This is a genomic window from Ruegeria sp. G10 (genome assembly GCF_056533645.1).
On the sequence record NZ_JBQFOQ010000013.1, the window covers coordinates 74,349 to 88,195 of the forward strand.

At 55.7% G+C, this 13,847-nt stretch carries 15 protein-coding genes and 1 pseudogene; 13 read left to right on the forward strand and 3 right to left on the reverse strand.

The features are described from left to right. Positions 1-12: 12 nt before the first annotated feature. The gene (locus ACR0KM_RS18245; protein WP_480861033.1) at positions 13-312 is read right to left on the reverse strand and encodes an IS66 family transposase; all 300 of its coding nucleotides are present in this window, start codon (positions 310-312) and stop codon (positions 13-15) included. A gap of 573 nt (positions 313-885) precedes the next feature. On the opposite strand from ACR0KM_RS18245, the gene ACR0KM_RS18250 reads away from it, so the two are divergent. The 8 genes and pseudogenes from ACR0KM_RS18250 to ACR0KM_RS18285 all read left to right on the forward strand — a co-directional run bounded on the left by ACR0KM_RS18250 (position 886) and on the right by ACR0KM_RS18285 (position 7,249). Further along, a complete protein-coding gene (locus ACR0KM_RS18250) occupies positions 886-2,277 on the forward strand; it encodes a hypothetical protein (RefSeq protein WP_480861031.1) in 1,392 nt (463 codons plus the stop codon). 170 nt (positions 2,278-2,447) lie between these two features. Continuing rightward, on the forward strand, positions 2,448-3,335 hold the full coding sequence (gene yghX / locus ACR0KM_RS18255; RefSeq protein ID WP_480861029.1) for a YghX family hydrolase: 888 nt from the start codon (positions 2,448-2,450) through the stop codon (positions 3,333-3,335). Between the two features lie 293 nt (positions 3,336-3,628). After that, positions 3,629-3,776, forward strand: a pseudogene (locus tag ACR0KM_RS18260) (transposase); the annotation flags it as partial. A gap of 570 nt (positions 3,777-4,346) precedes the next feature. Beyond that, positions 4,347-4,778, forward strand: a complete 432-nt coding sequence (locus ACR0KM_RS18265) for a c-type cytochrome (RefSeq protein ID WP_480824996.1) — start codon at positions 4,347-4,349, stop codon at positions 4,776-4,778. A gap of 10 nt (positions 4,779-4,788) precedes the next feature. Beyond that, a complete protein-coding gene (locus ACR0KM_RS18270) occupies positions 4,789-5,130 on the forward strand; it encodes a copper resistance CopC family protein (protein ID WP_480824994.1) in 342 nt (113 codons plus the stop codon). A gap of 2 nt (positions 5,131-5,132) precedes the next feature. After that, positions 5,133-5,999 carry a copper resistance D family protein gene (locus ACR0KM_RS18275; protein ID WP_480861027.1) on the forward strand — a complete coding sequence of 289 codons (867 nt, stop codon included), beginning with the start codon at positions 5,133-5,135 and terminating at the stop codon, positions 5,997-5,999. A gap of 77 nt (positions 6,000-6,076) precedes the next feature. Beyond that, on the forward strand, positions 6,077-6,445 hold the full coding sequence (locus ACR0KM_RS18280; protein ID WP_480861025.1) for a c-type cytochrome: 369 nt from the start codon (positions 6,077-6,079) through the stop codon (positions 6,443-6,445). 318 nt (positions 6,446-6,763) lie between these two features. Continuing rightward, positions 6,764-7,249 carry a DUF6653 family protein gene (locus ACR0KM_RS18285; RefSeq protein ID WP_480861023.1) on the forward strand — a complete coding sequence of 162 codons (486 nt, stop codon included), beginning with the start codon at positions 6,764-6,766 and terminating at the stop codon, positions 7,247-7,249. A 651-nt stretch (positions 7,250-7,900) separates the two neighbouring features. Here ACR0KM_RS18285 and ACR0KM_RS18290 read toward each other — a convergent pair. Further along, on the reverse strand, positions 7,901-8,194 hold the full coding sequence (locus ACR0KM_RS18290) for a hypothetical protein (RefSeq protein ID WP_480861021.1): 294 nt from the start codon (positions 8,192-8,194) through the stop codon (positions 7,901-7,903). Positions 8,195-8,416: 222 nt separating this feature from the next. Here ACR0KM_RS18290 and phnC point away from each other — a divergent pair, with 222 nt between their 5' ends. From phnC to ACR0KM_RS18315, 5 genes are all read left to right on the forward strand, one after another. Further along, the gene (phnC, locus tag ACR0KM_RS18295; protein ID WP_480824984.1) at positions 8,417-9,232 is read left to right on the forward strand and encodes a phosphonate ABC transporter ATP-binding protein; all 816 of its coding nucleotides are present in this window, start codon (positions 8,417-8,419) and stop codon (positions 9,230-9,232) included. A 58-nt stretch (positions 9,233-9,290) separates the two neighbouring features. Continuing rightward, positions 9,291-10,202: a phosphonate ABC transporter substrate-binding protein gene (gene phnD, locus ACR0KM_RS18300; RefSeq protein WP_480861019.1), complete on the forward strand. Its 912-nt coding sequence runs from the start codon at positions 9,291-9,293 to the stop codon at positions 10,200-10,202. A gap of 65 nt (positions 10,203-10,267) precedes the next feature. Further along, on the forward strand, positions 10,268-11,143 hold the full coding sequence (gene phnE / locus ACR0KM_RS18305; RefSeq protein ID WP_480861017.1) for a phosphonate ABC transporter, permease protein PhnE: 876 nt from the start codon (positions 10,268-10,270) through the stop codon (positions 11,141-11,143). Beyond that, positions 11,140-12,465 carry a phosphonate ABC transporter, permease protein PhnE gene (gene phnE, locus ACR0KM_RS18310; RefSeq protein WP_480861015.1) on the forward strand — a complete coding sequence of 442 codons (1,326 nt, stop codon included), beginning with the start codon at positions 11,140-11,142 and terminating at the stop codon, positions 12,463-12,465. The genes phnE (ACR0KM_RS18305) and phnE (ACR0KM_RS18310) overlap by 4 nt, the downstream gene beginning before the upstream one ends. Further along, a complete protein-coding gene (locus ACR0KM_RS18315; RefSeq protein ID WP_480861012.1) occupies positions 12,465-13,100 on the forward strand; it encodes an LbetaH domain-containing protein in 636 nt (211 codons plus the stop codon). The genes phnE (ACR0KM_RS18310) and ACR0KM_RS18315 overlap by 1 nt, the downstream gene beginning before the upstream one ends. Here ACR0KM_RS18315 and phnF read toward each other — a convergent pair. Beyond that, positions 13,078-13,797, reverse strand: coding sequence for a phosphonate metabolism transcriptional regulator PhnF (gene phnF / locus ACR0KM_RS18320; RefSeq protein WP_480861008.1), 720 nt, complete (start codon positions 13,795-13,797; stop codon positions 13,078-13,080). The genes ACR0KM_RS18315 and phnF overlap by 23 nt on opposite strands. Between the last annotated feature and the right edge of the window lie 50 nt (positions 13,798-13,847).

A 13,847-nucleotide genomic window follows, 5' to 3' on the forward strand; every position in this document is an offset into this window, starting at 1 on the left:
CGGAACGCTTTCTCACACGGTTGGCTCTGTCCCTTGCAACCGGATCACATATGTGTTGCGACTTGCACTAATCCGGCGCGCGGATTGCAAACATCGAGATTTTTTTCTCGAACCAGTTGCATCTATATGGGGAGTTAAACTCGCATTGACCTGTTCCGGTGCCGCGTCGTCAATCTCCTCACCTTCCTCGAAGGTCAGATTGAGCTGGTCCTGGCTCTCGGAATGCAAACCAAATCTGTGGCGGTTCTGGCCGGTCAGTTGATGCTTTAGTTTCTCTATCAGGAGCGCTTGCGATTTGACCTCATCCGCCAACAGCCGGTTAACTCCGCATCCAAAGTCCGCTCTAGGAGACATGACCGAAAGCGTTTGCGCGTGCGGCGAAAGTCCGCTTCTCCCCACTTACAATTATTCGCTAATAGCGCGAAGCGCGCACAGCGTTTACATCCCATTGAAGGCCGGAGGGTTTGATAGGAAGCAAGTCCACAACGAGACTCTTGGATAGCATAAAGAATCTCGCCAACTGCGCCCACTCCATGCGCCATTATCCTGAGTTGGCTTTCTGACCGGCAAGAAGCCCGTTAAATATTTTTGAGCGATCATTCAAAAATAAAATTGAGCAGCCATTCAAAAAATGATATTCAGCCCCGAGTACACCTTAGTCCTGTCGAGATTTTCAGCCTTCTTCGCTGTCTTGATCCCGCGTTGAACTAACGCGGGGATACAGATGAATTGCGACATTCGTTTGCGGGTGAATGCCTTTCGTCAACGCCGTTTTGTCGGCGTCACCGTTTCGGTGTCGCGGGTTTGATCGAAGCGGATAAAACGCAAAGCCCGACGAAGATTTCATGGTTGGACATTCAGGTTTACGAAAACGGGAGGAAAACAATGAAACTGAAGTCCAGCCAACCGCTTGCGCTTATAACGGCCGCGACGACTGTACTTGCCTCACAGGCCATTGCTGAAACAACGTTCCACGTTCAATCAAGATACGCACCGTTGCAATTCACGGATGCCGCGCCGGGCGGGGCGCACCCAATCGGCGGGCCCGGAAATGCCTTTGTCTTGAAGGCGAATGAAATTCTGGAACCTTTTGGGATCACTTTTCAGGTTCACGCCTCGGGCAAAGTCAATCCGTTTGACGAACACAATGTCAAACCGCAGCTGATCGACCGAAAAGCTATGGGTAACCTGTACAATGCGGTTGCGGCTGGGGCTGACGGAGGGGGTATTAACGCCGCTTTGGCCATTCCGGCTGAATCCGGTTTGGCGTTTGGTGAAATGTTGTCCGGCGGTTTGCCATTTGGCATGGCTCCTGACGAGTACGCCTCGTTCCTGTTCTATGGTGGTGGCTTAGAGCTGCAGCAGCAGATCTACGACGAAACCTTCGATGGAAATGTCGTCACGATACCGGTCGCGATCACGACCGCTCAGGGCCCCGGCTTTTTCCCCAATCCATTGCCCGACCCGGATACAGATGCAAATCTGAGCAACGCAGACGCGCTGCTGAAAATCTGTGAAACTCCTATGATCGTCCGCTGGCCCGACTCTGCTGCTGCGGTCATGACCGAAGCTTGCGCCAAACTGGGCGTCACGACGCCGAACATAGGCCGCCAGACTCGGTGCGAGGATGCATCAGCGGTGTGTGATCCCGCGACAAACCCTGACAATCCTATTCAGTTCGAGCCCGAAGCCCTTACCTTTGGCGGTTTCGCTCCGGGTGTGATCCCGCACACCATGTTCCAGAACGGAAACATTGATGCGTTCGAGCTGAACATGCCCGCAGATGACATTCAGTTCCTGAAACTCATATCCGGGCAGCAGGGAAAAACTGACGCCGAAGCCAACCTTTCTGATGTTGGCCTGCCTTTCAAATATTCCGGGTCGTGGCATCAGCCAACGCTGACGGTCGAGCTGGTGGTGAACAAGGACTTTTGGGAAAGCGTCCCAGCCCATGAGCGCACATTGATCAAAGCCGTGGCAAAGGCAGCCATTCTTGATACGCAGGCAGAACGGCTCAGCATCCAAGGCAAGGCGATCGAACGTCTGGAACAGGCCGGAGTTAAGCACCTCACATGGCCCCAAGGCCTTTTGGATGAGCTGCGCGCCGCAATGCCGGATGCGTTAAACAAGGTGGCCGAAAAAGCCGAGTCAAACGGCGACACTTCGGTGCGCCGCTGGTTGGACGCCGCTTGGGAATTCCAAAACAACAACGCCAAATACTTTGACTATGGCGACGTTAACCAAGGACAAGCCGGTTTTCCGACATCGGTGAATTAAACAGAACTGATCAACCACTCGACCTCCCAACCTGGGAGGTCGAAACTTAGGCTTTGCCGTGAGATAGTACGCCATGCAACGCGACGCCGAGTTCTGCGACGGATTGCGTTACATCAGTCGGATGGCAGCAGCCCAACATTTGAAAGACCAGTCTTATCAGGAGATCCGCTATGACCCGAATGACGGCGAAAGACTTCGACCAGGAATTGTTGGACCTTTATGATTTCTACGCCCATGGAAAAATTACCAAGCGAGAGTTTCTGGATCGCGCCGGAAAATTCGCGGTTGGTGGCGTGACGGCGGTCGCGTTGCTGAATATGCTCAGCCCGAACTATGCAATGGCGCAGCAGGTGTCGTTCAATGATCCTGACATCCACGCCGACTACATCACCTATCCTTCGACAAATGGAACTGGCGACGTGCGGGGCTATCTTGTCCGGCCGGCCGGGGTGGATGATCCATTACCGGCAGTCCTTGTGATCCACGAAAACCGCGGCCTAAATCCATATATCGAAGATGTGGCGCGCAGGTTGGCCAAAGCTGGCTTTATGGCGTTGGCCCCTGACGGCTTGACGTCGGTGGGCGGGTATCCCGGCAATGACGCGGACGGGCGCGAGCTGCAAAAGACGGTGGATCGGGTCGAGTTGATGAACGACTTCTTCAACGGTTTTGAATACTTGCTGAACCGGGAAGACAGCACTGGCAAGGTCGGCGCGGTCGGTTTCTGTTACGGCGGTGGCGTTGTAAGTGCGATTGCCGTGGCCTACCCGGAGCTGGCCGCAGGAGTACCTTTCTACGGACGGCAGCCAGCAGCCGAGGATGTTGCGAAAATCCAGGCTCCGCTGCTTATCCAAATGGGAGAGCTTGATGATCGCATCAACGCAGGTTGGCCAGCGTTCGAGGCCGCATTGCAGGCCAATGACAAGATCTACGAAGCTTACATCTACGAAAACGCCAATCACGGTTTCCACAATGACAGTACGCCACGCTATGATGAAGAGATGGCAAATCTGGCTTGGGGTCGGACGATTGCCTGGTTCAATATGTATTTGAATTAGAGAGATAAGCTATACAAAAAGGCGCGGCTACTGTACGGTTGTGTCGGAAAGTTCTGAGCTAACCGAACTGTCTTGGTGATCGCGACGACGTTGGGCTCCGGTCTCATTAATTCACAGCCACAATAGGACTTTTGCAGCGAGAGCGATGGCCTAGAGAAATACCTTTGGGCATCTGTCATATAGGGTGGCAACGCGCCGCCATTCGTTCAGGCTGCTCTGAAATCAAGTTTTCCGTCGATTTGTGTATAGAGTTTTCCGAGACGAATTCCAGGCTGGGAGAAGGAACGGAAGTAGTGAAAGCAGCGAGACCTAAGGACGCACAGAAGGCGTTTGTTTTGAAGCAGGTTGAAGAGGGCAAGGCGGTTGCTGAAGTGTGTTGGGAGGCTGGATCAGCTCTGCGATCTACTTCAACTGGAAGAAAAATATGCGGGAGTGTTTCCTGCCCTATGCTTTTTCAATTGCGCACCTGCTAGTGGAGTATTGGGCGTGTCGCGGCCCATTGGCACGCGCGTTGTGTTGGGTCAGTATCCGGGGTAGGTTCGCCCCGTGAAGTACGTTCGTCCAATAGCCAAAACAGCGCTTATGCTGTTCCTGATACTTTTTGCTGGGCTTGGCAGCACAGCGTATGCGCTGTGCAATGATTGCATTGGCGGGCATTGTAATGATCATGTGGCTATCAGTGTTGAGGCGAAACATGTTGACCACAGACTGGTCGCTCCTAGCGAAGACGGGCAGCATCAGCCGGATAGCGTAGCACACGAAGGATGCAATCCATTCCTGTGTAATGTTCTCGCGCTCACGGCACCATCTTCCGAAACCAAAATTTGTCAAGCTGCGGTCGTATCGGCATGGCAGGTTACAAACCTCTCAACGCTCAATGAACCCGGCAGCCCGGACAGGCCACCTAACATTTGAAACAGATCTCCGACGCTGTTCATGGCAGTGAACACGTTCTGGTGTGCTGCGATTTATTTGCGGCACCGCTCTGTTACACAAGGTTAGGACCAGTACATGAACCGAAAATATCTATTGATCGGCACTTGCGCCGTGGCAGCCATCGCTGCGTATGTCACGCTAAGTCCCGCCCCAGTTGAGGACGCCGCGCAGGCGGCACCTGCTGAGGGCAATGCAATGGTGGCCATACAGATGCCGCCCATTGAAGGAAATGCAGCTATCGGGCAGCGGATATTCGAAAACGCGTGCGCCGCGTGCCACGGCAGCGACGCGGTCGGCGTAGAAGGCGCAGGGCCACCGCTGATCCATATTATCTATGAACCCAGCCATCATGCAGACGAGTCCTTCCAACGCGCGGTCGCAATGGGCGTCAGAAGTCACCACTGGCAGTTTGGCGACATGCCTCCGGTCGAAGGCTTGACACGTGGCGACGTGGTTATGGTCATCGACTACATCCGCGAAATCCAGCGCGCCAATGGAATAAACTGAGGAACCCCCAATGAAGAATCTCACCATATTTGCATTGATTTCCACACTTGCCACAAGCGCATTTGCCCATTCGAGCGTGGACACCACTACACCCAAAAACGACGCGACAGTTACCGCAGTGCCTTCTGAGATCAGCTTTGATTTCGCGGATGATGTTCGCCTGACAAAAGTCAACATGATCCATCAGGAGGCTCATACCGTCACGCTCGACCTAGGAGATCAGACAAGTTTTGGGCGCGCATTTGCGATCCCGCTTCACAGCATGGGCGGAGGCACCTATCGCATCAAATGGCGAGGCTTGGGAGCAGATGGGCACGCGATGCAAGGCGAGTTCACATTCACAGTGGACTGACCATGCCCGATATCTGGGGAATAGGCGCGATATTGTCCAAGCTGATGCTGTATGTCGGCATTAGTGGTGCGACTGGTCTATTGATCATTCGGACTGCTTTTACCGACTTGGTGTCGCCTCTGAATGATAGAATGCGTGGTCAGATTGCTCTGTTGGCAGCGCTTGCGTTTGCGGGCTCCGTACTTGGGTTCATGTTGCGCGGTGCAGCCCTGACGGGCGGAACTGATGGTATGACTGATCCAGAAATGCTCGGTCTGCTGTGGCAGACCCTGGTTGGCGACGTTCTCGTCTATCGGGTTGTCGGGGCGGTATTGATGATAGTCGGGGTATTCATGCCACTATTCGGCCAATGGATCGCGCTTACCGGTGGAATGATCGCCCTGTGGTCATTCGCCCAGATCGGGCATGTCCCTGAGTTGGAGATAACCGGCGTCCGTGTGCTATTGCTCTTTCACCTTCTGGGTATCGCGTTTTGGGTCGGCATACTTGAACCGTTGCGTGCCCTATCCCAACGGCCAGAATATCTGAGCAACGCAGGCATGTTGGGGCATCGGTTTGGACAGGCGGCTTCGATTATTGTTCCAGTATTGATTTTGGCGGGACTGCTGATGGCTTGGATGTTGCTGGGCGATATGTGGGATTTAATGACAACGGGTTACGGGCAGACTCTGCTGATCAAACTTGCATTCGTTGTCTTGGTCTTGACGTTGGCAGCCGCAAACAAGCTCCGCTTCGTTCCGGCCATGCAGTCCGGGGACAACAAAGCCGCCCGCCACCTGGCACGCTCCATTGAAATCGAAGCCGTAATCATTCTGGTGGTCCTTGCAGCAACCGCGACGCTCACCAGTGTTTTGACCCTACCGAACTGAGGTATTGCATGAACAGGCGCGACTTTTTGATAGTCACATTTTTCAGCTTCGCTACGAGTGCAAGTGCCGGTCATGAAATGGACGACCGGGACTTGACCAATGGTCAGACCCTCTACGCCGAACAATGCGCGTCATGTCATGGCGTCAATCTCGAAGGACAGCCGGATTGGCAGACGCCTGACGACAACGGTATTCTGCCTGCTCCGCCTCATGATGAGAGCGGGCATACATGGCACCACGACAACCAGCTTCTGTTCGAATACACCCAACTAGGTGGCGAGGCCGCGTTGTCCGCGCGCGGCGTCGACGGCTTTGCAAGTGGCATGCCGGGATTTGGGGATATCCTCACCAACGACGATATCTGGGACATTCTCGCCTACATTAGGTCCAGTTGGCCCGAGCGGGTTCAGGAAATTCAAGCGGGTCGCAATCCACCGCATCAGTGACGTGGTGTTTTGTAGAAGCGGACAAAGGAGTCTGGGTGACATAAGCCCGCTTTGTCCGTCCGACTGACCCCAAACTGCCTCCCTGTCTCGCTTGGGCCGCGAATGTCCGGTTCGATGAAGCTGCTGCGTGGCATGTCAGGGGGTGATCAATGGCTGGTATGGGTTGACAATACCTGCGACGAGTCCGCCTACCATTAAGACACCGCGCTTGCTCTAGGCTCCGGAACGAGCCCGACACGTCAGTTGCTGTAGAAGAATCCAATAGCCGGCTTATGAACCCGGATGGTGTTTAGGCGGCCTCCGCGCTAGGATTATGTCATGGCAGACATCTTCAAGGCAGCCGAGCGCCTGATGGCGATGGACGATGAGTCATGGGCCCGTCACGCGAACCCATGGAGCGTCTATACTCGCTTCAGCTGCCTGCCGTTCATAGCACTTGCAATCTGGTCGCGAGTCTGGCTTGGCTGGTGGGCATTGGCACCGTTAGCCTTGGCGGTCCTATGGACTTGGGCGAACCCGAGGCTGTTTGGTCCGCCGGCTAAGATGGATAGCTGGGCCGCCAAAGGTGTTATGGGCGAAAGACTATTTCTCGAGCGCAGTGTGGTTCCTATTGCTGAACATCACGTCCGCATGGCCAACATATTAACCGCGATTTCTGCTGTTGGAATGGTGATCCTCTTATGGGGTCTGATCGTCCTCGACCCGTGGGCGACAATTTGCGGTTTGGTGCTTTCGATCGGGCCCAAGGTTTGGTTCGTTGATCGCATGGTCTGGATATTCCACGACGCAAACGAATCCGCTTAGGGTTTGGCAACCAAAGCCATAACTCGCGCAGCCGCAATGAAATCACACTTTGTCTGACAGGACGTCAGTTCGTCGGTGACCAAATCTCGCGATTGCAGCTAAAGTCTCCTTTGACGGGCCCCAGAGCAGCGATAATTGGCTCCGACCAATGGCAGCTCAGGGCCGTTATCTACATTGGCATCTCCCAGCATGACCTATGATGGTCACTCTACTAAACACTAGAAAGATGCAGTCGAAGCTTTTTCCGGGTTCTTGCCAAAAGTGTAAAGTGCCAGGTGCGTCCCATCTTAATTCAAAATCTCGTTGAGATCGTCACAAATGCAAAAGTAACATGATAGTTCACAGACGGTCCTAACCATCACAGAATACTGGGCGTTTGGCCTATGATCTCTTTCAATTTGATTGAACGAGCGGATTCTGCATATAGCTATGTTGTCTTGTAGACCCCAAGGCCACAGACGCGAGCGTCCTACTACTGCAGTTCATAATTCAATCATTCTGACAAATCTGCTTCGTGTGTGACCACAAATAGCAAAAGCGTAGAACTCAGTTCCAATCGGACACTCGTGATGTTTATTGTGGTTTGCGAGCCTTATAGAAGCTTAGACGTTTGCTGCCCGTTAAAGGGAAGGCGGCTGGAAACTAACTGCATTAGGCGGGCCCTGATGTCGCATCTTCCCAGTGTTCGCCCATGGCTACGATGCAGGAAGTACCATTTGCGTAGTTCTGGACAATCATCCAGTCGCCGCTTGTTCGCTTGACCCAGACTTCCAGCATTGTCTCGGGATCGCGTAACCCCATACCCTGACGCTCGGCACCCATGACCTGTTTCAGGGTATGCGTCAGGCGGGCACTGTCATCGCAGCGTACATCCGCCATCTGTGCGTAAGCGGCAGACGGAAGCGCAAAACCGAGGCAGAAGATGCTGACGATGCGACGTGTCATGAACAAAACCTGATCTTTCCTTTCGCTGACCGTAACAGTTTTATGACGTCTTGTGGATAACTAAAATGAGCGTCTGAAAGTGGTTCGGATATCTTGAACTCTATCGGCGTGACTGTCCGGGCCCTGTCATAAATCTTTTGCGCAGACTTAAAGAAACCGATTCAAAAGCGTCACAGGAGTTTCGTTTTCAACCTCTATCCGCCTCACAAACCTGGGGGCGATATGCTGAAAATCGAAAAGCTGACCAAGCAGTTTGGTGACAAGACAGCTGTGGATGCTGCGAACATCCTGGTGGACGAACCGACCATGATCGGGATCATTGGCCGATCCGGCGCGGGCAAATCCACGTTGCTGCGCATGATCAATCGTCTGAGCGACGCGACGTCGGGTCGGATTACCTTTGAAGGTGAAGAGATCACCGCGCTGCGCGGTGCTGCAAAGCGCAAATGGCAATCACGCTGCGCCATGATTTTCCAGCAGTTCAATCTGGTACCGCGCATGGATGTGGTGTCGAACGTGCTGCATGGCACTCTAAACAAACGCTCGACCTTTGCGACGATGTTCAACCTTTATCCGCAGTCGGATATCCATCAGGCGATCGAAATACTCGATCGACTGGGCATCGCCGAACAAGCGCCCAAACGGGCCGAGGCGCTGTCAGGCGGACAGCAGCAACGCGTCGCTATCGCGCGCGCCCTGATGCAGGACCCCAAGATCATTCTGGCCGATGAGCCGATTGCGTCGCTTGACCCGATGAATGCGCAAGTTGTGATGCAATCTCTGCGCACCATTCACGAAGAAGACGGGCGCATGGTCATTGCCAACCTGCATACGCTGGATACTGCGCGCCGCTACTGCGACCGTGTGATCGGTATGCGCGATGGCCGGATCGTCTTTGACGGAACGCCAGCACAGCTGACGACGGGTGTGGCCCGCGACATCTACGGCGCGGGCGCGGATTTTTCCGAGGCCGCGACCTCGACCGAAATCGAAACACTGGACAGGCCCGAGGTCCGCGAAGCGGAAGCCTACGTCTGAGCCAGTTTCTATCCGCGCCTGTCGCGGGCCATCTTCATCAAACCGAACGGAGACAACGATGAAAAAGACCCTGGTACTGGCGCTTGCCGCCACCACCGCGCTGAGCACTGGTGCTCTTGCTGAGGAAATCAAAGAATTCCGCATCGGAATCCTGGGCGGCGAAAACGCTCAGGACCGTATGAACTCGTATCAGTGCCTTGCGGACTACACCACCGAAGCGCTGGGTGTTGAGACCAAGCTGTTTGCGCCCGCCGACTATAACGGCGTGATCCAGGGTCTGCTGGGCGGCACGATCGACATGGCGTGGTTGGGCGCGTCCTCTTACGCTGCCACATATCTGCAGGACCCTGATGCGGTCGAGCCCGTTCTGATCAAAGTGAACGTGGACGGTTCCATAGGCTATCACTCGATCGGTTTTGCCCGCAAAGACAGCGGTATTTCCTCGCTGGACGATATGGAAGGCAAGGTGTTCGGCTTCGGCGATCCCAATTCGACCTCGGGCTATCTGATCCCCTCGATCGAGATCCCGCAGTACAAGGACGGCGTCACGATGGAATCGGGCGAGTACTTTGGTGAAGTGAAGTTCACCGGTGGCCACGAGCAGACAATCGTTGCTGTAAACAATGGTGACATTGACGGTGGCGTCACCTGGGCCGATGGTCAGGGCAACTGGGAAGACGGGTACAACTCGGGCGCGCTGCGCAAGGCGGTTGACGCGGGGCTGGTCGACATGAACGACATGGTCCAGATCTGGAAATCGAACGTCATCCCCGAAGGTCCCGTGGTTCTGCGCAAGGCCCTGCCTGCTGATGTACGTGCAACCATGACCGAACTGGTTGACGGCCTGCACGAGCGTGACCCCGATTGCGCTTACGGTGTGGCAGCAGGCGACACGCTGGGCTTCCAGCCGGTATCCCATGATACCTACACGTCCATCGTTGAGGCGCGCAAAGCCAAGATCGGTGGCTAAGCCCGTCGTTTGATGTTTCCGGCAACCCTATTGGGTTGCCGGTCATTCTTTGTCCGGGGTTCGGGATGGCAGACATATCTATCGGTACAGCGCCCCACAGCGTTGAAACCATTCAATCCAGCTATATGGCGCAGGTTCAACGTCGCAGGCTGTATGGCGGGCTGACGTTGCTGGTTTTTGTGGTCCTGCTGGTGTCGGGTTTCAATATTGCAGACTCTCGTAATGCCGGCGGCTTCTGGGAGGGTTTGCATCAGATTGGAGACTATCCTGCAGAAGTTCTGTCAGAGGCCTGGGAGAAACGTGCTGACCTGCCTGGCCTGATTGTGAAATACTTCCCGGCGCTGGTTGAGACGATCAATATCGCTGCAGTCTCGACCTTGGTCGGGGCCATCGGTGGCCTGTTTCTATCGCTGCTCGGAACGCGTGGGTTGGCGAAATGGCCGCGCCTGATCCCGTTATTTCGTCGTATCTCGGACATCATGCGCGCCGTGCCTGAGATCGTCATAGCGCTGGTCCTGATCTTTGTGCTTGGTGGGGGCCCAGTTCCGGCGATGATCGCGATTTCCATTCACACCGCGGGTGCGCTTGGCAAAATGTTCTCAGAAGTCGCCGAAAACGCAGATTTGAAACCTGTCGAAGGCCTGGCATCGACAGGTGCCACGTGGTCGCAGAAAATGCTGCTTGGCGTTCTTCCGCAGGTTGCGCCGAACTATGTCAGCTATTCACTCCTGCGGTTCGAGATCAACATTCGCGCTTCCGCCATCCTGGGCTTCGTCGGGGCGGGGGGACTGGGCTATGAGCTGCGCAATGCCATGGCCTGGGGGCCGGGCCGGTTCGACGAAGCAGGTGCAATCTTCATTTTGCTGTTCAGCACGATCGTGTTCTTCGATCAGGTTTCCAGCCGTTTCCGCAATCGTCTGACAGAAGGGCAGGGCCAATGACCGCGATAGATGTGAACCCGGGCCTGAATAGCACCAAGCTTGAGGCGGAAAAGCTGTTTCAGCGCAAACGCATGATCGGTTTTGGCATCCCGGCTGTGATTGTCCTTTACCTTGCCTATATCTTCTTTGCGTTCGACCTTCCGGGTCTTGCGCAGCGGGCCAATCTGGACAACGCCGTGACGCTGGCCTCAGACAGCTGGTCGCACAAGGTGCATGTTACGCGCGATAATCGCTCGGGTGATGTGACCTATGCTGTGGAAGGCGAGCGCAAGGGTACCTATCCCGACGGTCTTCGACCGGAATGGGTGTCCGGTGACGAGGTGATCACCATCGATCTGGGGCGGGACCATATCGTACGGTTCCTGCCCGGTAACCGGACCGAGATTGAGATCCCGGGTTTTCCATTGATCGAGGTGCAGGCCGAAGGTCGCCGCCTGACGACCAACCTGCCGTCCGAGCTGCCCGACTGGATATCCGCCTCGGAGCGGCGGATCGGGATCACCACGCCCGAGGGCCGCATCACCATGACCGGCGCGCGCACCGAGGTGTTCAACTACTTCCCCGGCTGGGAGCTGTTCTGGTTCACTCTCGACAGTCCTTATCATGGCCACGGACTTGCCGAGATCCTGTTCGGCGCGCGTTTCGACCCGGATCGCTCGAACATCGAGGGCGCTGTATCCGACTGGTGGAATAACGCCATGTGGCGGCACAAGGATGTTGCCTGGGCGATCGGAGAGACGATTCTGATGGCGTTTCTTGGCACCATGGGCGCTGCGATGGTCGCACTGCCGCTGTCGTTTCTGGCGGCCAAGCGGTTCTCGCCCATCATGCTGCTGCGCGCTGCCACCCGCCGCCTGTTCGATTTCGTGCGCGGTGTGGATGCTCTGATCTGGACGGTGGTTCTGGCACGGGCCTTCGGGCCGGGTCCCCTTACAGGCGCTTTGGCAATCCTGATCACCGATACGGGAACATTCGGCAAGATATTCTCGGAAGCGTTGGAAAACGTGGATCAGAAGCAGATCGAAGGGATCTCATCAACCGGAGCTAAGCCGTTGCAGCGGTATCGCTTCGGTGTCATCCCGCAGGTCGTTCCCGTGCTGCTGGCGCAGATTCTCTATTTCTTGGAATCCAACACACGTTCAGCAACCATCATCGGCGCGATTACCGGCGGCGGCATCGGCCTGATGCTGACGCAAGCGATCCAGACGCAGAAAGACTGGGAAGAGGTCGCGTATTACATCATTCTGATCATCGTCATGGTCATGTTCATGGACTGGTTCTCTGGCTGGCTGCGCGGCAAACTGATCGGGCGCAAAGACTGATGGCGCGGCTTTCGGAAGATGAGCCATTCATTCAGCCTGACTGTGTGATCACCGATAGCACTTTCGGTGCTTATGTCGAGATCGGCAAGGGCAGCCGCGTGGCCCATTCAGCGATGGGTGACTACAGCTATTGCGACAGGTACGCCGATATCGCCAACGCGCAAATCGGCAAGTTCGTCAATATCGCCGCCTTCACGCGCATTGGCGCCGCCGACCACCCGCTGCACGCGGCCAGCTGCCACCATTTCCTCTATCGCTCTGACGATTACTGGGATGACGCGGCACGCGACGAGGAATTCTTTGCCCATCGCAAATCCCGTATCGCATATCTTGGTCATGACGCATGGATCGGTGCAGGCGCGATGATCAAGCCCGAGGTCACGCTGGGCCACGGCGCGGTGGTGGCAGCCGGTGCGGTGGTCACGAAAGATGTCGATCCCTACACAATTGTTGCTGGCACACCGGCCAAGCCGCTGCGCTTGCGCCAACCTCGTGACATCGCAGACAGGTTGATGGAACTTGCCTGGTGGGATTGGTCGCACGATGCGTTGCGCCGCTCGCTTGACGATTTCCGTGCGCTGACAGCCGAAGCGTTTCTTGAGAAGTATGAGGCTAGCTCTCAAGCGTCAGTGTGACACGGTCCCCGGCGAACCAAGTACGACCAAATTCCACCGGTTGTCCATGTTCATCTACATTGACACCCGATGATTTCAACAGAGGGTCCCCTTCGGCGACCTGCAGATGCAGGGCTTGTGTGGCTGTGGCGCGTACCGCCGTCAATCGGGTCGTTGCGCGGGTATAGTCCGCCACACCTGCAGCATGAAGTGCATCAGTGATGCTGCTGTAGCTCTGCAGCGCGGCATGGATGCCCGGAAGGCGCACCAACGGAAAGAGGCTTTCGGATACGGCAATGGGCTGACCGTCCGCCAATGACAAGCCGTGATAGACACAGACCGGATCGACTGGTGCGATCTGCAACGCGGCGGCCTCACCTGTCGTCGCGGCGCGCTCCTCTACATGCAGCACCCGTTTCCCGGGCCTGCGCCCTGCGGCAATCAGGTTCTCATGAAACCGTACCCGCGTTCCGATGGGGTATTGCGTGGGTGTGGCTTCGACATAGGCCCCGGCGCCGCGACGTGTTCGGATCAAACCTTCATCGACCAAAGCAGATAACCCATGACGAACCGTGTGGCGGTTCACGCCAAAGCGTTCGGCAAGGGCTGCTTCGGTCGGCAGCTTGTCTCCGGGGGCATAACGCCCCTCGGCCAGATCGCTGCGCAGGGCGTCAGAGATGGCCTTCCAGATCGGTGTCTTTCGTAAAGCGTCACGCAATATTCACAAAACTCCTCTGTCTTCGCGCGGCGTATATGATAAGATATGTA